General features: G+C 38.2%; 21 protein-coding genes, 2 tRNA genes and 1 pseudogene. 9 read left to right on the top strand and 15 right to left on the bottom strand.

Annotated elements, in window-relative coordinates; genetic code table 11:
• The first annotated feature begins 216 nt into the window (after positions 1-216).
• Both argS and ACH63V_RS14295 read left to right on the top strand, forming a co-directional pair.
• Positions 217-2007: an arginine--tRNA ligase gene (argS, locus tag ACH63V_RS14300; protein WP_396463864.1), complete on the top strand. Its 1791-nt coding sequence runs from the start codon at positions 217-219 to the stop codon at positions 2005-2007.
• A gap of 152 nt (positions 2008-2159) precedes the next feature.
• Positions 2160-2783: an SPOR domain-containing protein gene (locus tag ACH63V_RS14295; protein ID WP_006582308.1), complete on the top strand. Its 624-nt coding sequence runs from the start codon at positions 2160-2162 to the stop codon at positions 2781-2783.
• Between the two features lie 44 nt (positions 2784-2827).
• Here the strand turns inward: ACH63V_RS14295 and ACH63V_RS14290 are convergent, their stop codons facing one another.
• From ACH63V_RS14290 to ACH63V_RS14265, 6 genes and pseudogenes are all read right to left on the bottom strand, one after another.
• Positions 2828-3496: a glutathione S-transferase gene (locus ACH63V_RS14290; RefSeq protein ID WP_022574377.1), complete on the bottom strand. Its 669-nt coding sequence runs from the start codon at positions 3494-3496 to the stop codon at positions 2828-2830.
• A 113-nt stretch (positions 3497-3609) separates the two neighbouring features.
• Positions 3610-4017 (bottom strand): OsmC family protein, encoded by a 408-nt coding sequence (locus ACH63V_RS14285; protein ID WP_022574376.1) that lies wholly within the window; start codon positions 4015-4017, stop codon positions 3610-3612.
• Positions 4014-4961 (bottom strand): pirin family protein, encoded by a 948-nt coding sequence (locus tag ACH63V_RS14280; protein WP_396463863.1) that lies wholly within the window; start codon positions 4959-4961, stop codon positions 4014-4016. The genes ACH63V_RS14285 and ACH63V_RS14280 overlap by 4 nt, the downstream gene beginning before the upstream one ends.
• 163 nt (positions 4962-5124) lie before the next feature.
• Positions 5125-5430: a DUF3861 domain-containing protein gene (locus ACH63V_RS14275; protein WP_396463862.1), complete on the bottom strand. Its 306-nt coding sequence runs from the start codon at positions 5428-5430 to the stop codon at positions 5125-5127.
• 39 nt (positions 5431-5469) lie between these two features.
• A pseudogene (locus tag ACH63V_RS14270) lies at positions 5470-5553 on the bottom strand (transcriptional repressor); the annotation flags it as partial.
• A 75-nt stretch (positions 5554-5628) separates the two neighbouring features.
• A complete protein-coding gene (locus ACH63V_RS14265) occupies positions 5629-6156 on the bottom strand; it encodes a PadR family transcriptional regulator (RefSeq protein WP_396463861.1) in 528 nt (175 codons plus the stop codon).
• A 343-nt stretch (positions 6157-6499) separates the two neighbouring features.
• Here ACH63V_RS14265 and ACH63V_RS14260 point away from each other — a divergent pair, with 343 nt between their 5' ends.
• Genes ACH63V_RS14260 through ACH63V_RS14250 form a run of 3 tightly spaced genes read left to right on the top strand, consistent with a single transcriptional unit; the run spans position 6500 to position 8003 of the window.
• Positions 6500-6979 carry an SLATT domain-containing protein gene (locus ACH63V_RS14260; RefSeq protein WP_396463860.1) on the top strand — a complete coding sequence of 160 codons (480 nt, stop codon included), beginning with the start codon at positions 6500-6502 and terminating at the stop codon, positions 6977-6979.
• Positions 6976-7611 carry a hypothetical protein gene (locus tag ACH63V_RS14255; RefSeq protein ID WP_396463859.1) on the top strand — a complete coding sequence of 212 codons (636 nt, stop codon included), beginning with the start codon at positions 6976-6978 and terminating at the stop codon, positions 7609-7611. The genes ACH63V_RS14260 and ACH63V_RS14255 overlap by 4 nt, the downstream gene beginning before the upstream one ends.
• A complete protein-coding gene (locus ACH63V_RS14250) occupies positions 7611-8003 on the top strand; it encodes a hypothetical protein (RefSeq protein WP_396463858.1) in 393 nt (130 codons plus the stop codon). Before ACH63V_RS14255 ends, ACH63V_RS14250 begins: the two co-directional genes overlap by 1 nt.
• Before the next feature lie 270 nt (positions 8004-8273).
• Here ACH63V_RS14250 and guaA read toward each other — a convergent pair whose 3' ends face one another.
• Positions 8274-9842, bottom strand: a complete 1569-nt coding sequence (gene guaA, locus ACH63V_RS14245) for a glutamine-hydrolyzing GMP synthase (protein WP_263612691.1) — start codon at positions 9840-9842, stop codon at positions 8274-8276.
• A 386-nt stretch (positions 9843-10228) separates the two neighbouring features.
• On the opposite strand from guaA, the gene ACH63V_RS14240 reads away from it, so the two are divergent.
• Positions 10229-11446: a DUF445 domain-containing protein gene (locus tag ACH63V_RS14240; RefSeq protein WP_396463866.1), complete on the top strand. Its 1218-nt coding sequence runs from the start codon at positions 10229-10231 to the stop codon at positions 11444-11446.
• A gap of 57 nt (positions 11447-11503) precedes the next feature.
• On the opposite strand, the gene ACH63V_RS14235 is transcribed toward ACH63V_RS14240, so the two are convergent.
• Positions 11504-11941 carry a DoxX family protein gene (locus ACH63V_RS14235; RefSeq protein ID WP_263612690.1) on the bottom strand — a complete coding sequence of 146 codons (438 nt, stop codon included), beginning with the start codon at positions 11939-11941 and terminating at the stop codon, positions 11504-11506.
• A 194-nt stretch (positions 11942-12135) separates the two neighbouring features.
• Here ACH63V_RS14235 and ACH63V_RS14230 point away from each other — a divergent pair, with 194 nt between their 5' ends.
• Entirely contained in the window at positions 12136-12777 is a 642-nt protein-coding gene (locus ACH63V_RS14230) for a DedA family protein (protein WP_016803506.1), read from the top strand.
• A gap of 8 nt (positions 12778-12785) precedes the next feature.
• Here the strand turns inward: ACH63V_RS14230 and ACH63V_RS14225 are convergent, their stop codons facing one another.
• The 5 genes from ACH63V_RS14225 to ACH63V_RS14205 all read right to left on the bottom strand — a co-directional run bounded on the left by ACH63V_RS14225 (position 12786) and on the right by ACH63V_RS14205 (position 15618).
• Positions 12786-13376, bottom strand: coding sequence for a LysE family translocator (locus ACH63V_RS14225; protein ID WP_004883927.1), 591 nt, complete (start codon positions 13374-13376; stop codon positions 12786-12788).
• A 214-nt stretch (positions 13377-13590) separates the two neighbouring features.
• The gene (locus ACH63V_RS14220) at positions 13591-13977 is read right to left on the bottom strand and encodes a hypothetical protein (RefSeq protein WP_193329928.1); all 387 of its coding nucleotides are present in this window, start codon (positions 13975-13977) and stop codon (positions 13591-13593) included.
• 10 nt (positions 13978-13987) lie between these two features.
• On the bottom strand, positions 13988-14830 hold the full coding sequence (locus ACH63V_RS14215) for a ParA family protein (protein WP_308965596.1): 843 nt from the start codon (positions 14828-14830) through the stop codon (positions 13988-13990).
• 76 nt (positions 14831-14906) lie between these two features.
• The gene (locus ACH63V_RS14210; protein ID WP_019457982.1) at positions 14907-15299 is read right to left on the bottom strand and encodes a SirB2 family protein; all 393 of its coding nucleotides are present in this window, start codon (positions 15297-15299) and stop codon (positions 14907-14909) included.
• A gap of 10 nt (positions 15300-15309) precedes the next feature.
• Complete coding sequence (locus tag ACH63V_RS14205; protein WP_031998423.1) at positions 15310-15618, bottom strand: BolA family transcriptional regulator; 309 nt, start codon at positions 15616-15618, stop codon at positions 15310-15312.
• Between the two features lie 230 nt (positions 15619-15848).
• On the opposite strand from ACH63V_RS14205, the gene ACH63V_RS14200 reads away from it, so the two are divergent.
• Positions 15849-15924: transfer RNA gene (locus ACH63V_RS14200), tRNA-Gly, on the top strand.
• A 45-nt stretch (positions 15925-15969) separates the two neighbouring features.
• Positions 15970-16045, top strand: a tRNA-Gly gene (locus ACH63V_RS14195).
• Between the two features lie 177 nt (positions 16046-16222).
• On the opposite strand, the gene ACH63V_RS14190 is transcribed toward ACH63V_RS14195, so the two are convergent.
• The gene (locus tag ACH63V_RS14190) at positions 16223-16984 is read right to left on the bottom strand and encodes a 4'-phosphopantetheinyl transferase family protein (RefSeq protein ID WP_396463857.1); all 762 of its coding nucleotides are present in this window, start codon (positions 16982-16984) and stop codon (positions 16223-16225) included.
• Complete coding sequence (locus tag ACH63V_RS14185) at positions 16977-18842, bottom strand: alpha/beta fold hydrolase (RefSeq protein ID WP_396463856.1); 1866 nt, start codon at positions 18840-18842, stop codon at positions 16977-16979. The genes ACH63V_RS14190 and ACH63V_RS14185 overlap by 8 nt, the downstream gene beginning before the upstream one ends.
• Between the last annotated feature and the right edge of the window lie 10 nt (positions 18843-18852).

Here is an 18852-nt window from a genome sequence, read left to right as displayed (position 1 = left end):
GTGTTTTACTATCTTATAATTTCAAAAATATTACCTAAAAAGCCTGTATTTACGTATTTTTAGAATTTTACTAATTTTATTTTTTAATATTTACAAAAAAAATAGTTCCATGAAATTTCAAGAAAGAAATTAAATGAAAGCGTTAAATGCACTCCCCTAACTCATAGGAAATTTGCTATATTTGACGTTTTTCTGCGACATCTATTTTCGATTGATATGAATACGGCAATACAAGCAGCTCTCGACCATGCAGTGCAAACCCTTCAGCAAGAAGGTGTGCTTCCTTCGGATTGGAATAATTCAAGCAATTTAACGCGCACCAAAGACCGAAGCCATGGCGACTTTGCTTCTAATATTGCCATGATCGGCTCTAAAGCTGCTGGTATGAAACCACGCGATTTAGCTGAGAAAATTCTAGCAGCGCTACCAGAAGTTGCAGACATCAGCAAAGCTGAAATTGCAGGCCCTGGTTTTATCAATTTCTTTTTAAATGCAGATCAACGTTTTGCAATTCTTGACCAGATTCAGGCTCAAAAAGAAAGCTTTGGTCGTAGCCAATCAAATGCAGCTAAAAAGATTCAAGTTGAATTCGTTTCTGCAAACCCGACGTCTAGCCTACACGTAGGTCATGGCCGTGGTGCTGCTTATGGTATGACTGTTGCAAACTTGCTTGAAGCAACAGGTGCTAAAGTTGATCGCGAATATTATGTAAATGATGCTGGCCGTCAAATGGATATTTTGGCGACTTCTACTTATTTACGTTATTTGGAATTACTTGGACAAAACCTTGTATTCCCTAAAAATGCATATCAAGGCGATTACGTTAAAGAAATCGCACAAGGCATCATTGATAAAGATGGCGATGCTTACGTTCGTGAAATTGCGAATGTTTATAAAGATGTACCAGAAGACGTGCAATATGCTGAAGAGCTAGATAGCGAAGGCAACAAAGTCGTATTATCTGGCGACAAAGAAAAACACATTGACGGTCTTATTGCCAACTCACAACAATTATTAGGTGAAGGCTACCGCGTATTCCATCAAGCCGCACTCCATGCCATTTTAGATGACATTAAAGATGACCTTGCTGACTTCGGCGTAACCTTTAATCAATGGTTTAGTGAAGCATCTCTTAGCGCAAAAATTGACGAAGCGTTAGAAACACTTGATCAACGCGGCTTCTTATATGAAAAAGATGGCAACATCTGGTTTAAATCGACTGAATTTGGTGATGAAAAAGACCGTGTTGTGAAGCGCCGTAATGGTCAAACGACTTACTTTGCATCTGATATTGCTTATCACTTAAACAAACTACAACGTGGTTATACTGACCTTGTTGATATTTGGGGTTCTGACCACCACGGTTATATCTCTCGCGTAAAAGCCGCGATTGATGCGATGGGTTATGACTCGAAAAAATTGACTGTTCTTTTAGTTCAGTTCGTAAGTTTATGGCGTGGTGGCGAGATGGTTCAAATGTCATCTCGTTCGGGCCAGTTCGTGACTTTACGCGACTTACGCAAAGAAGTTGGCAATGACGCGGCTCGTTTCTACTACGTAATGCGTAAGAGCGAACAGCACATTGACTTTGACCTTGACCTTGCTGTTTCACAAAGTAAAGACAATGCGGTGTATTATATTCAATACGCTCATGCACGTATCTGCCGTATGTTAGAAAAAGCAGCAAGCACTGGCTTACAATTTGAAGTAAGTGCAGCTCGTTCACATGCTGCGCGTTTATCACTTGATGCAGAAACTGAAATTCTTGCTAAACTGGCTGCATATCCAGACGTTGTGTTACGTGCTGCTAATGCGTATGAACCGCACCAAGTAGGTAACTACTTAAAAGAATTAGCTGCGCTATTCCACGGTTGGTACAATGAGCATAAAGTTTTAAGTGATGATGCTGAACTTACACAAGCACGCTTATTACTTTCAATCAACGTACAACAAGTATTGCGCAATGGCTTAGAATTACTCGGTGTTTCTGCACCTGAAGCCATGTAATTTACTGTTGGGGTATTTGGCAAAGTCATATACCCCTTCGTGTTGTAAGAAATAACGCTTTGTAAGGAAATCCACCCATGCAAAGCGATGTTTTAAATTAAACGAGAACTAAACTCGAAATAAAACAATCAAAAGACAGAGGAATAATCCACGTGTTTGGCAAAACGCAACGCGGTGTATCTGAAAGACCTAATAAGCCTAAAAAGCCTTTAATTCCTAAATGGTTAGGGACACTTGTCGCTATTTTAGCGGTCTTATGTATCGCAGTAGTGCTCATGCTTTGGAAACCGTGGCAGCCAGTTTCTTCAAAAAATCAGATTACTTCTGATCACTACAAAGAAGAAGAAACCAATAAAGATTACCGCTTTTATGACTTACTGCCTCAACAGCAAGTTACCCCTATTCCAGAACAGGCAGTTCCAGAGAGCAAAAACCAAGGTACCGCTATGATTGTAGAGGCACCTAGCACAGCTCAACCTGCGGCATCAGAAGCTGTTGCTAGTACTGATGATAATACGGACTCTACAGCTGCTGCACCTCAACAACCAAATTACATTTTACAAGTCCGTAGCTATGCCGATCCGGATCAAGCAGATGCTCGACGCGCAGAAATCATTTTAAATGGCTTATCGGCTGATGTAATTAGAAGCTCAGAAAATGGTAAGACGTGGTACCGTGTTATTTCTGGTCCATATGATACCCAAGAAGCTGCTCTTGCTGCTCAGCAAACATTACAGCATAGCGGCATTGACTCTATCGTAATTAAACGCAAATAAAGCATAAGTAATAAAAAAAGGAACAAATATTTGTTCCTTTTCTTTTAAATATCAGCACAATTTCTTTCGTTTGACCCCAAACCTTTCTGTCTTGCTTTCTGAAAAGCTGGTCTTTGCTGAATCCGATGTAAAAATGCTTGAATATGCGGATATTTGCCTTGAAGACGTGACTGTAGAGCCTCTAATGGAAAACTCATTTGAATATCGGCAAATGAAAAATCCCCTGCAAAATATTCATGTTCAGACAAGTAGTTTTCTAAAAAACTAATATGATCTTTCATACGCGGGCGAACAAAATTTGCCTTCACCCCTTCTGTAATTTTCTTTGCTACAGGTTGAATTAACCAAGGTACATGTTTGTTCACGTTATTCATGACCAAAGTCATCACTAATAACGGCATAAGTGAACCTTCAGCATAGTGCATCCAGTAAATATACTGCTGTAAATCCTGAGCTTGCTTAGGTTTAAATTGCTGTTTTTGATCATAGCGCTGCTGCAAATACTCTAAAATGACAGCGGATTCTGCAATGACTTGCTCATCATCTGTCAAAATCGGCGCCTTACCGAGCGGATGGATACATTTCAGCGTTTCCGGTGCTGAGTAGTTGGGTAAGCGTTGATAATAATGAATATCATAATCTAAGCCTAACTCTTCTAAAGCCCATAAAATCCGAAACGATCGCGAACATTCCAGGTGGTGTACACTAATCATGTTATTGCCTACTTTTATTTTTCTTTTTTACATAAAAAACAGCATGTGAACATGCTGTTTTATTCCATTTGTGGGATGGATATAAAGTCATCCACCTCAACAAAATAGCATTTTTATGCTGTAACAAGCACAGTATGAATGTCTAAACTACGTAACAAAGTTTTAGTTACTGGCGTTTTACTACATACCGTTAAAATTTTCTGTTGAAGCTCTTCGTTTGGCAACTCTTTAAAAACAATACGACGCTCGATATGTTCTTCATGCTCACGATTGGTATGAAAATCAATTTCAACCGAGAACTCACCAAAATCATATTCTTTATGCTTTGCATACATTCTTAATGTAATGAGTGTGCAAGCTGCCAGACTTCCAGTCAGCAAATCATAGGGTGCGGGCCCCTGATCATGACCTTCTAACTTTTCCGGTTCATCACAAAAATATTGATGACGGCCACTGGTAATTTCACCTTTCCACTGTTCGGCAAGAGGTTTTGCCTTACTACTCGCGATTACTACTGTCATTTTGATGCTCTCATTTGATCTGGAAGAACTGGGGCCTCTAAACGTGCACCAACATAATCTGGAATTTCACCAAAACGTACATCATGATTAATCCACTGTTCACGTGCTTCTTTTAAATCATCCATAGTACGTGCAACAAAGTTCCACCATAGCAAAATTGGAGTTTCAAACGGTTCACCACCAATTAACAGCACACGGTTACCTTTTTTGATTTCAATCTCAATTTCACTCAATCCAGTATCCAATACAACCATATTGTCAGCAGTGAGTTCATGACCATTCACATGAGCAACGCCATCTAATGCCATGAAACCATATTCAAACTCAGGATTTAATGGAATACGTGTTTTAGTATCTTGAGTAGCAATAAGGTCCACACCTACTAACGGTGTATGCACCACAACTGGAGAAGTCGTTGCCAAGTATTCACCCACGAGCACGGTAAACTCTAAACCGTCTTTTTCAACAACAGGCAACTCAGGATAATGTTCAAATTTCGGATCCATGTTGCGCTTAGCATCTGGCAAGGCAATCCAGAGCTGTGCAGCGTGCATTTGGGTTTCTGTATTAGGTGCAACTTCGGTATGAGAAATACCATGCCCTGCTGTCATCAAGTTCACCTGTTTAGGGCGAATTAACTGCTTTGAACCTAAACTATCAGTATGCATCATGGTACCTTCAATCATCCACGTGAAGGTTTGCAAACCAATATGCGGGTGTGGGCCTACATCTAAACCATTACCTGCAGGAAACGTTACTGGGCCTGCATGGTCTAGAAAGCACCATGCCCCGATCATACGCTTTTGACGGCTAGGTAAAGCCCGCTTAATGACTGTCCCCTGTCCAATTTCAGCAGAGCGAATTGGAAATTCCTGAATAAATTGATTGGCAAATTTCTCGCAATCCTTTGAATCAGAAATATCGTAATCATTATTATTGCTCATGATATTACTCTCTTTTACCTATGCTTTTGCAATGAGTCGTTATACTGATCTTAACAATACACTCATTATTCAATATAGTCTTTTAGTAATACACAGGGTGCTATCAATGAGACAATCCGCTTTTTAGTTATAGAAAATGATTAAAGGTATATAACATAACTTCTTAAGAAGATTGAGTTTTAACAAGTTGTTTTAAGTTTTTCATAAATTGTCCAAATTGTGGCAAGAACTCTTCAAATAGTGGATGGTCCCGATTTTCCAGCATGACTTCACTAAATAACTTTAGACCAACGGCAAAAGATTTTGTGGTTTGATCATCGAAAAATTCTGCATTCTTTAACTTTTCAACAATCTCAAAAATATCGTCATGATTACCAGTATAGAACTCAAGTCTTTCCATATAGGTAGAAACTTCGCCTTTGGCATTTTTTAAATGTTGTACCGTAACGTGATATTGATGTTGTTTCATATATAAATTCTCTATTAAAAATTAATGATTTTGGATAATTTAAACCTGCTTCAAGTCAACTTGAAATTGAGTAAATACCGATTGCAAACAGGCTAAAAATTGTTCTTGTTTGGCGTCTGTCAGTTAAGTCTTGGATGAGTAACTTTTAGACCTGCTTCTTTGATTTTTTGCTGTAGCTCTAACATGTTGTATCTCAACTTATAGGCGCCCGATTGCAACTGCAGCCTGATCAATTTTTTCAGCAATTTGATAGATCTGCTCTTGCTGCAAATCAGTTGTATTTAATTTCAAACGTAAAGCCGTCTTTAAGTTTTCCATGGCGCGGTGAATTTCGATTAATTGATCATTACTGTGAATTTCACGTCTTAAGCGTAATTTTTCTAACAGTGCACTTAACTTATCTTTTTGTTCAGTTAAATAAGCCTCACCAAACTCCGTAATTTGATATTGTTTACGCTCTACATCTAACAAGTTAATTAGATTCATTTCTTCCAGACTGGTTAAAGTGGGATAGATTGTTCCCGCACTTGGTATATAGCCATCACCGACCAAATCACTTATCTCTTTTATAATTTCATAACCATGCTTAGGGCTTTGCTGAATAAGGTGAAGTACCAGAAGTTTCATACGTCCCGCTTCAAAAAGTCTTCCACGACGCCCCGAACGGTGATGTCCGTGGTGATGTTCATTGTGCTCAGTATGATGATGTTCTGATTGTTGTCTCATCTTTGAATGTTCTCTAATATGCCTAATTTATAATTATTAAGATATATCTTAAATAATATTTTAGCAATTTAAGATATATCTTTAAATTTTAAGATTATGATATCAAATGAATTATTTATTTTTAAGTAAGCGGTTTAGAAGAATTAGGTAATAAAAAAGAGCGTTCGAGTGCTATTTCTACTGCAAGAAGAGTCAAAATTACTCACAAATTAGCCAACCTGTTTAAAATTTGACTTTAACATTTTCTATTATTTAAGATTAAGCAAATGATGAGGTTTTGATTGACACTCCTAAAAGAAAAAATGTATTTTCTCTAACAATTTCAAATACCAATCGATTTCTCATGAATAGAGAGCATAACTTAAAGAGCTTAGTTGAGCTAGAATCACAAATTGAAAAACGTCTCGTAGAGTTTAAAAGCAAACGTAAAGATAATCAAAAATACAATAAAATTTGGTCACTATCTCAAATATGGCTCACTGCCCTTACCACTATATTCATAGCTATTAATGCAAAGGAGTCCTTTTGGATAATTAATATCTTAGCTCTTCTGACTAGTTCGTTGGCTAGTGTTGCTGTACAGATGCTGAGTAAATATATGTATCAAGAACGATTGGCTATGAATATTTCAACTATTTGTGCACTTTATGAATTAAGAAGTACAATTATCATGGATAAAAAGAAGGAGGAAGATGATAGCAACACCTACAAAATAACAATTCAAAAAGTAGAAGTATATCAAGAACGCTATCAACATATATTAAATATAGCGAATGGTCAGTGGCAAAAGTATATAAATGAAGAAAAAGAGAAAAATGAATGAAAACTTTCTCTAAAGTACTTACCCTAAATAAATTACATATTATTGAAAATATTATTAATACAGCTAATAATTCCGGTAGTGCACAAGCTGATTATTTCAATGTAGGTAATCCAATTGAGAATCCTCCTTTGCTTAGAGGATCAATAGTAATTCACTTAAACATATCATTTTTGACTGATAATAAGCAGTTTTTCAAGACAGGGAGCCCAATTGATACAGGAAGTATTAAATTTGGTTTCCTCAAGCCTGATATTGAAAATGATCTATTTTTAAAAATAATAAGTTGTGATTATATAAAATTTTATTTATTAGTATTAGATTTGTTTAATCTACCTATTTCATCATTAGAAAATCTAAATTCTCACAAAGTATGTATTAGCTTAAAACCTATTCTTGAAAAATATTTTCCAACAGCTGTAGTAAATTTTATGTATAAAGAAAAAAATCCACATGCTTGGCTTTTTGAGTTTTGTTTAGATTCAGGATATATGCTTAAGGAAAACCATATTGATAAAATTTTTATACCTAATACATATATATCAAATCCTATTATTAAAAAATTGAGCAATATACTTAAAGATAAAGTAGTAAAATACAATCCAAAATATGGCATTGAAGGTCGAGAATATTAATGTCAAAATTTTATGTTGTTGGAGCTTATGAAGACTTTAAGCTGAATATTTTTCCTTCGCATATTTCCCCTATTATTGCTGAACACCACATGGGAAAATATCGTCGTTGGGCATACAAAATCGAAATTCCATATAAAATAACACCCACACATGCGGTAGGACAATTTTATGACACACCTCAGCAGATGTTTCCATTTATGACGTATAATCTTGTGTCTCCCATCATATTAAGATCAGATTCCCAAATAATTGCTATATCAAAGGACAAAATATTAGTTGAACATAACCATTTCATCCTTTGTCAACAAATATGTATTGAAGCTTTAAAAAATATCACACAGCCAAAATTTTTATATCGCTCATTTTTGACAATAAAAAACTCTTTGAACTAATACCATGGTTTGATTTTAATTAAGCTAATTCTACTTTTAACTTTTTTATAAAATTAGCACAATACAAAATAATTTTAATAAAAATCAGGTATTTAAAAATTTACTTTATCTCAAAACAGTAAAAAGCCGACTTTTCTAAGTCGGCTTTTTTAATCTATTTTAGAGTTTTTTCAACTCCCTCACGCATCTTGCACTTCATTTTAAAGTTTCAATTTAAAACTCATTCATGGTGTAAAATCAGCAAAATGGTTGCATTTTAAAACTCCAATTTTACTCCCACTCAATCGTTGCTGGTGGTTTAGATGACACGTCATATACAACACGTGATACATCTTTAATTTCATTCATAATACGGGTTGAGATTTTATCAACCAATTCATATGGTAAATGTGCAAAACGAGCTGTCATAAAGTCAACCGTTTCAACTGCACGAAGTGCGATTACCCATGCATAACGACGGCCATCACCTACTACACCAACTGACTTAACAGGTTGGAATACGGCAAATGCTTGAGCTGTTTTGTCATACCAACCGCTGTCACGAAGCTCTTGCATAAAGATGTCATCAGCAAGACGAAGAATATCTGCATATTCTTTTTTAACTTCACCCAAAATACGAACACCTAAACCAGGGCCCGGGAATGGATGACGGTAGATCATGCTGTGCGGCAAACCAAGTGTAGTACCTAATTTACGTACTTCGTCTTTAAACAAGTCACGTAAAGGTTCAACCAATTCAAATGCTAAATCTTCTGGCAAACCACCTACGTTGTGGTGAGATTTAATAACGTGTGCTTTACCTTGTTTGCTTGCAGCAGATTCGATTACGTCTGGGTAAATCGTACCTTGTGCCAAGAATTTCACGCCATCAAGTTTACGTGCTTCTTCAGCAAATACTTCAATAAACTCACGACCAATAATCTTACGTTTTTTCTCTGGATCAACTTCACCAGCCAATGCAGTTAAGAAACGTTGTTCAGCATCTGCACGAATAACACGGATACCCATGTTTTCAGCAAACATTTGCATCACTTGGTCACCTTCGTTTAAGCGAAGTAAACCGTTATCAACAAATACACATGTTAACTGGTCGCCAATTGCTTTGTGTAAAAGCGCAGCAACAACAGATGAATCAACACCACCTGAAAGGCCTAAAAGAACTTTTTCATTACCGATTTGTTCACGTAATTGTTCTACACGTAAATCGATGATGTGTTCAGGTGTCCAAAGACCACCACATCCACAAATTTTATGAACGAAGTTTGCAAGTAACTCTTCACCTTTTGCCGTGTGCGTTACTTCTGGGTGGAATTGCACGCCATAGAAACGACGCGTTTCATCACTTACAGCAGCAACTGGACAGCTTGGTGTGCTTGCAGTAATCGTAAAACCTTCTGGAATCTTGCTCACTTTGTCGCCGTGGCTCATCCAAACATGGAGTTGGTTTTCGCGGTCTTGTAAGTTGCCAATAAGTTGGTCACGTTTAACGATATCAACTTCAGCATAACCAAACTCATGTACAGTACCCGGCTCAACTTTACCGCCTAACTGTTCAGACATGGTTTGTAAACCATAGCAAATACCCAATACTGGAACGCCTAATTCAAACACCACTTGCGGTGCTCGTGGGCTGCCCTCTTCATGCACACTCTCAGGTCCACCTGATAAAATGATACCGTTTGGCTTAAAAGCACGAATGTCTTCTTCAGACATATCAAAGGCATACATTTCAGAGTAAACACCAGCTTCACGTACACGACGTGCAATGAGCTGACTATATTGAGAGCCGAAATCCAGGATCAGGATACGATCTTCAGTAATTTGAGTATTGGTAGTCATGACAAACCACTAAATGGCAAAAGAATTAAGCGCGCCATTTTAACATTTTTCACGCTTCGGCGCACCGCAAATCATCATATATCTTATTTTTTTCATATCAGAATCATTTCTATATTGGGATTGATCAATATAAATTAAAATTTATTGATATTTATCAACATACTGTATACCCCCTAAAAACTTCACACACATTGATAAATTCATCACATTCTATGCAACATCGTTGTGAATTTGATGTTAAGATGACCCGATAAAACAGGCATTACCATGGAAAGGTAAATACCATTAGCGATATTTGTCTGTCCTTAAACAGTTATCCGTTTTTTATGGCTTGTTGCCCCATATCAAAATCAATAGAAATCTAAGGAACAACAATGCTTCAAAGTATGATTGCAGATTTCCAGCAACATTTTTGGTTGTATGTCTCTATTCCTTTCATGAGTGGTTTAATTGGCTATGTCACAAAAGTGATTGCCATTCAAATGATGTTCTCACCACTTGAATTTAAAGGTATTAAACCGTTTTTTGGCTGGCAAGGTATCGTACCTCGTAAAGCTGAAAAAATGGCAACCATTGCTGTTGAACTCATGACAGCCAAGCTGATTAAGCCCGAAGAAATTTTTGCTCGTCTTGACCCAAAGCGTATTGCCAAAGAAATTGAAAAACCATTAATGGCAGCAGCAGAAGATATTACGCGTGAAGTGGCGCAAGAGTATCAACCCGGTTTATGGGAAGGTATGCCTGAGTTTGCCCGTCAAAGACTGATCCGTAGAGTGCAATCAAAAGCACCGGAAATAGTCGAGCACATCATGAGTGAAGTGCAACGTGACGTAAATCGATATTTTGATATTAAGCATTTGGTGATTAGCAACTTGCTTAAAGACAAACGTCTGCTCAACAATATTTTTAAGCGTGTAGGCAAACAAGAATTTAAATTTTTCAGTAACGTTGGCTTTGTATTCGGTTTTGGTATTGGTGTAATCCAAATGTTGTGCTGGATTATCACGCAAGGCAAATACCCTTGGATGCTGCCGATGTTTGGCGGATTTGTGGGGTTCTTTAGTGACTGGATTGCGCTACAAATGATGTTTAGACCTCTCTATCCGAAAAAGATATTGGGTTATACTTGGCAAGGTCTATTTATTAAACGTCAAAATGAAGTAGCAGCTGACTATGCAGCTTTAATTTCCAAACAGCTTTTAACTTCACGTCATATGATGGAAGAGTTGTTTTCTGGTACTCACTCTGCACGTGTGATTGAGCTAGTTAACCGCCATGTTAAACAGGAAATTGACATACAAGCAGGTGTGATTCGCCCACTTGTTGTTTATGCAATTGGTGGAGAAAAATACCAGAATATGAAAACGCAGGTTGCTGAACGTATTATGCAACAGCTGCCAGAGACTATGAAATATGTTGAGTCGTATGCAGAAGATGCGATGAACATTCGCAGTACTTTAATTGAACGTATGCAAAAATTAACACCATCCGAATTTGAGGGCATGTTACGTCCTGCGTTCAAAGAAGATGAGTGGGCACTCATTGCAGTAGGCGCAGTACTTGGTTTTGTTGTTGGGGAATTACAAATCCAGTTTATGCTCTAATTTTTAAATATAAAAACCGGATGAATTGATCATCCGGTTTTTATTTTGTCTTGAATATTATTTTTCAATTGCATGGTCTAGGCTAATACGTCCAGCACCGTGAAGCATCAAGAAGAATAATCCACCCGCCATTGCAAAGTTTTTCATAAAGTGGATGCCATTGTTATATTGCGCTGCTGCATCAGCACCACCTTGGTGGAACAAGAACGCAGTTAAAATACTAAAGATTCCAAGACCAAAAGCTGCAAAACGTGCTTGGAAACCAAATAACAAGGCTAAACCACCACCGAACTCAACCAAAATGACTAATGGTAGAATTCCACCTGGAACACCCATCGCTTCCATATAACCTACAGTTGCAGCATAACCAGTAATTTTTCCCCAGCCAGCAACAAGGAAGATATACGCAATAAGTACACGAGCAACAAGGCTAATAAAACTGTCCGCGCCTGGTTGCGTTACGATATTTTTGACCACCACATTTGGATTAAACATACAGCCACCTTTATTTAAATGCTTATTTGTTGATGAACTTATTCTAGGTTTGGGACATTGATAATTAAATATACAAAATCCATATATATCGTTGCACAAATAGAATGATCAATTTGTATATTTTTGATGTTTTATACTGACTTTCTATAGGCTCACTGCTACGATTTGAGCACGGTTTACCACTTAGTTATCTCATGGAACTTCTTGATTTTATTCTACACGTTGACCAGCATCTGGCCGAATTTATTACAAATTACGGGACCTGGATTTATGGCATTTTATTTTTAATTATTTTTGTCGAAACCGGTCTAGTGGTTATGCCGTTCTTGCCAGGCGATAGTTTATTATTTGCAGCAGGTGCTTTAGCCGCGTCTACAGGTAAGATGGATCCATGGTTGTTGGGTACTCTACTCTTCCTTGCAGCTGTTCTAGGCGACACAGTGAACTATCATATTGGACGTTTTATCGGTCCACGTGTGTTTGAAATGAATTCCCGCCTCATTAACAAACAGCATTTAACGAAAACTCAAGAATTCTTTGCCCGCCATGGTGGCAAAACAATTATTTTTGCTCGATTCATTCCATTTGCCCGTACCTTTGCTCCTTTTGTTGCTGGTGCTGGTAGTATGAATTATAAGTTTTTCCTGACATATAACTTAATTGGAGCATTCTGCTGGGTGGCTTCTTTTGTAACCTTAGGTTATTTATTTGGAAATATGCCAGTTGTAAAAGACAACTTTACCCATCTTATTTTCGGCATCATTATTATTAGTGTTCTACCGGGTATTATCGGGTTTATTCGCGAGAAGTTAAAAAACCGTAAGGCTAACGTTTAAGACTGCATTTAGAAGAAACGAAATACCACGGGAAGCATACATAAAATGAGTAACATGGCCGATCCTTTATATAAATGATCGGCTTTTATTTTTTGCATTGAACCCGTCAATAAAGCACGTCCAAAAATCATCCAAAAGCTCGCCGCAGGAATAAGCGTCAAAGTAAAAGCTGCAAAGACCATAAGAAAATTTTCAGGTGAATTCCATGTTTCGGCAGGAAAAATACCAGCTGCAAAAAGTAAGGACTTAGGATTTTTTAAAGTAGAGAAGAATAACTGACGTGGGCGAATATTACGGTGGTTCTGACTAAACTGCTGTAAATGCGTAGTTTTCCATAAACGAAATGCCATCCAGAACACATATAACACACTCGTAATATGCAAAATGAGCAGTAGCGCAGGCCAAACAGGTGCTGCTAAATGAATAAACACAGCCCAAAAGCTAATCCCATAAGCATAACCCAACCATTGCATTGGAATAAGCCAGAATGTTTTAGATAAACCTTGTGAGTGAGCAGCGGTTGCAAGTAGTGCATTTGTCGGGCCCGGGATAAGCAACACAGCCAACATTGCTAATACAAAAAACCAGCTTTCAATCATAAAGTTTCCACATTGGTAAAGATGCGGCCACCTTAAACGAAATAGGCAAAATATAGCAAGTTTAGAGAGTATTTCGACTAGAAAAAATACAGCTAATTTAATATTACATTATTAAAAAGTTATTGATTTATATTTATTTTATTATGAAACATTTTGCTAAACTTTAATCATCACAATATGCTCTGATTAGCATATTGTGATGAAAAATTGATTATTAATTCGCCTTTTTACGGACAATAATTGGACAATTTTTAAACTGAGCAGCCTGAACAATCGCTTCTTGTTGTCCCATTACACGTGAAAGTTCGGTGTTCTTGGTTGAAGAAGATTGCCCCATGTTGACAGAGATGGATGGACCAAAACCCCAACCGCCGCGTCCCCAGCCACCACCAAGTCCAACGCCAACACCCATACCTGTACTTTTTGGAGTCTGTACACCATTGTCGATATATTGTTGAATGCGGTTATATTCACTTTGCAGTTGCTGGCAACTCAAAGATTGATACTGCGTCGGAGACACATAAGTCGGTTTTACCGTCGTGGCACAAGCGCCCAATAGTAAAGTGGCTGCTGCCAAAGGCACAATATATAAGCCTTTCATCATTTTTCTCTTATCTTTTTGGTTCAATTTCGCTGAACAATGCCTCATAAGACTGAGTCAATTTATGTTCTGGCGCCAAGTGAGCCAAAGGTAAATTTTTCTGATGTGATTCTTTCATTAAAATCGAAGGCGGTAACATGCTATTAAGCACAGGTAAGCCTTCATCTTTTAACTGTTGAACCACTTCCCGCGGTAATTTTGCTTGGGATTGGAACTGATTCACCACAATTCCTTCAATTTCCAAGCGATCATTATGATCATCTTGCGTTTCGAGAACATTTTCAATCAATGTTTGTAACGCACGCTTTGAAAACACATCACAGTCGAAAGGAATCAGAACTTTATCTGCTGCAATTAAGGCAGACAACGTGAAAAAGTTAAAGGCCGGCGGTGTATCGATATAAATACGGTCATAGCGCCCAATTAAGCTTTGAATAGAATCACGCAACTTATAAATTTTATGCTTGCTTTCAAGCGCGTGCTCAAGTGCGCCAAGCGTAGGACTTGCTGGAAGCACATCTAATTTTGCAAAAGATGTAGAGTGCACAAAACTGTCGAGATCTTTGTTACGAGGAGCTTTTAAAATTGAGCCTAGTGCATTACCAATTAAGCCTTTTTGTTGATTATTCCCCAGCACATCTTCAAAGAAGTTTTCAATATTTGGTTCTAAAACGGCTTTATCAGCAGCGTATGTTGCTTCTTCGCCTAAAAGGTATTGGCTAGAGTTGGCTTGAGGATCAAGATCGATAACCAAGGTCCTGAAGCCATGTTTGGCACTAATCGCAGCCAAATTTACAGTAATACTTGATTTCCCTACACCGCCTTTTTGGTTAAACACCACACGAGTTAGCATGCTTCCCTCTACATATTTTTTTATTGTATGCAGTTTAACCCAGAGCTTAAGCAAAAAGGCAAAGAATGTAGAACAATTAAGCAAAAACTGGTTTCACGATCACCAAAATAATAATGGCAATAAATGCGACTGCACTAATAGCTAAACCTGCACGGCGCTGGGCAAGTAAAATAGTGTCATCCTTTTTAAAGGCTTTCATTAGTGATGATAACAGCACTAAAAATAAGATAATTTTCGCGTAAAACCATGGTTGGACCTGAAAGTTCTTCATTACCAGTAAAATTGCACCCGTAATAAAAACCACAGTAAATGACAAATGTTGCAAAGCAACTAATACTTTGCGCCCTGCTGGGTTAGGTTGTTGACCTTGTACCCCAATGAACAGTGTAGAAGCGCGTAAAACAAACACCATAAGTGCGGCAGCTACTGCAGTCATATGAATAATTTTAGTGATCAAATGTGCGTCCATAAATCAGCCCTTAGCTTTTAGGTGCATGTGCACATTCTGGGCTCGCTGGCGCTTGTCCTTGCCACTCACTTGGCAAATAGGCATGGATTGCTAAAGCATGGATTTGTCCCGGATTCATTAAATCAGAAGCCAAGGCATAAACTTTTTGATGACGTTGAACCAAACGCAACCCGTTAAACTCTTCACTTACCACAATCACTTTAAAATGTGATTCTTTACCTGGGAAATAACCACCGTGGCTGGCAGACTCGTTAATAACTTCCAAATGGCTAGGTGCAAGGGTTTGTAACCGTTCAATCAACTGTTGTTCAAGGCTCATAGCTTTTCCTTTTACGATTATTCGTATATTTGGACTTAGTATACCCTGTCTACGCACAAACAAAAGTTGCTCTTGTATGCTTTGACTTCAAACAAAATGTCTATTTATTCGGCAACTTATCGATAAAAATAACTTTAAATGCTCATTTCTGTTTTTATTTTATGCAATCAGCATAATTATTTGCATAAAGTTGTTGACCCTTGTTTTGCTTAATGTATTATAAGCGGCACGCGGGAATAGCTCAGTTGGTAGAGCATAACCTTGCCAAGGTTGGGGTCGCGAGTTCGAGTCTCGTTTCCCGCTCCAAATTGGTTTTTTTTGAGAAAGTTTTAGTAAAAACTGCTCATATATGCGGGAATAGCTCAGTTGGTAGAGCATAACCTTGCCAAGGTTGGGGTCGCGAGTTCGAGTCTCGTTTCCCGCTCCAAATTTAAAAGGCCCTAGTCAAAAGACTGGGGCTTTTTTCTTTTTATCGATTCATAATTTTTATACTCTATCAATTTACCACACAACTTATTGAGAAAAACTCGGTTCAATTCCAACTAAAGGCTTTCTATTCTCTACCAGATTCATATTTTTGAATCGTCAGTTATAACGATCTCATCTAGTTATATTTGCAAAGTACTGGAGTAATTTGGTGAATAGATATACGTGGCAATAATTGAAAACACTCCAAGTTAAAGCGTCTTATATTGTGGCTCTGTTGTAAACATATGGAAAATATAAAATTACAATCATAGATATAGCTTTGAAAATGATATTGCTCTGTGTCTTGAGCATCCTTAGTTGCATCAAGAAACCGTATATGTTCAGGCAAGATATGAAAGTTAAGCTTCTTTAAATGGCTGCTCATTCCATGCCCAGTACATTTAATATAGGATTCCTTTAAGGTCCATATTTGAAAAAACCGTTGATATACGCTGAATGGGTCAATCAGTTCATTTTCCTGAATCCACTCTATTTCGCTTAGGTCTAATACACTGTCGACACGCCTCCATTCGAACTCTCGATTCACTCGTTCAACATCAACACCTATTTCTCCTTCTTCAGTCACAGCAAGGACAATAACGTCCGCTGAGTGGCTAAGATTAAAATAAATAGCCTTACTGCCTTGCACAAAAGGTTTGCCGTTCGGTTGTAATTGAATATTAACTTCATGGGGTGAGATACCCAGCTTATCTGCTAAAACAGACTTCGTTAATACACGAGAAATTAAAAAAAGACGTGCAGCATGAGGAAGATATTGATCATATCTCAACTTTTCAACCTCGTTGAGAAAGCTGAGATAATGACTCAATATCACGTGATCTTGTGGTACCCGTGAAACTGGGCAAACAAAAACCTGTACTTGGGCTATATCAGACATCACTAAGCTGTGCTGTAGTGCTGATGTACTTTGTCAGTACCGGTGTAAGATAATCATAAACCGCTTCTACATGGGTAACGTGCGGATTATGACCTGCACCAGCGATGATATGTACAGGAATCTCAGGACTGATTGTGGTAACAACTGGGTCGTTTTCCCCAACAATAATCTCGATTTTAGAGCGAAGTTCAGTGAGTAAAGCTGTCTGTGTAGCGCGCTGCTGCGGCAAATTAATGTGGTGCATGTACTCACTAATATGCTTAGACACTGACAAACGGCGTAGTGAGTCCATCGCATATCTTACTGACAGATTTTGTTGTCCATCTGGATGCAGATCTTTAGCAATCACATCTTTTGGCACAAAACGGAAAATGAGTTTCGATATGGCTTGTATCTGAAACATTTTAGCAGCCTGTGCCTGAACAAAATAAGGCGATATGAGAATAAGGCGTGCAACTTTTTCTGGATATTTCTTTGCAAGGTTTAATGCAAAGAGGCACCCTAACGAGTGGGCAATCACAACACTATTTGGCGCTAAAAGCTCTGCAGCAGTGTCAATAAAATGATGATTGTTATCCTCCATCACCTCATAACTACCCGAACGCCCAAGTCCGGGTAAGTCCATCATAGCGACCTGATCATATGTGATTTTATTGATGATTGGAGACCAACATGCACTATCGAATGGAATGCCGTGTAAAAATAGTGCGGAAGATTTTTCTGAACCAACTGACTGTTTAGTATAGATTTCTGTCCAATATCGGTTCTGATAGCTAAAAGAATTAGGTGTTGGTACTTGCATACGACCAAAGCGTGTAAGCACCAAACGATCAATCCAGCGAGAAAAATAAGGCATGATATTGATCAGGTCCGCAATACCCATCTTCGCCGCCATCGCCTCTGCCTCAGCAACATGATAGTGCTCGGTAGAAATGAAAGAGAGTTGTTCTTTAGAACCATCAAGTAATACCTCAGGTAATTTCTCTAATAGACCTTTGGGTACTTGTAAATGTGGAATGCTCACTCCTAGGTGCTCAGCAGCGAGGTGAACTAAGCGATGAAATTTCGGCGTCGCAGGATCAAGCAGCATATACTCCTGAGCAATGGTCTCAGGATAAGACATCGTTCGGATCAAAAAGCTCACGATATACTGCATATTACATAGTGGCAGGAATGTGTCACGGCCACCTGGCAATGCCAGTAGACGTCCCTGATAGAGCTTATCAATCATGTCAGCAATACCGATATACTGCATATCGCCATAGTTATAAAAACCATCAATGACTGTTGCTGGATTTATTGCAGTCCATGGCACATTTAAACGCTTACAGGCCTCAATGAAAGCTTGATAACCCAAAATTTTTGAAGCTTCATAGCCACCATGTTTGCAATACAACTCATCAGCCGATTCTTGCGGCGGTGCAGCCACACGATACCCGCCAATCCAGATAAATCGCTCAAGCTGCTTCAATGTTGCAGCCCATTCAATTAAGGCAAGTCCTGACTTAATATTCGTACGCTCAGCTTCAGCTTTGCTAATGCCCCAATTAAATGATGCTGCGAGATGATAAATTACATGGATCTTTGTCTGAGCATCTGCTAGTAAAGAGTCCAGCTTAAAATCACGGCTTAAATCATATTCAACAAACGAAATAGACGGATCGGCTAGTCCTTCTGTTGCGATAAAACCTAACAGCTTATCTTTCTTGGTTGCGGCATTACGCAGCGCAGCAATTACCTGATGACCTTCCCGTAGAAGATCAACAATCAGCCTGCTGCCAATAAAACCTGCTGCACCTGTTACTAATATGGTCTTCCGTGAAAAATTATCTTTTTTTGCGTTATTTAAATTATCCATAAATCACCTT

The sequence above is a fragment of the Acinetobacter sp. ABJ-A23_2 genome, from assembly GCF_044538765.1.
In the GTDB taxonomy this organism is placed as follows: domain Bacteria; phylum Pseudomonadota; class Gammaproteobacteria; order Pseudomonadales; family Moraxellaceae; genus Acinetobacter; species Acinetobacter nosocomialis_A.
Note: the sequence above shows the minus strand (reverse complement) of the source record. Positions and strands in the feature narration are given on the sequence as shown.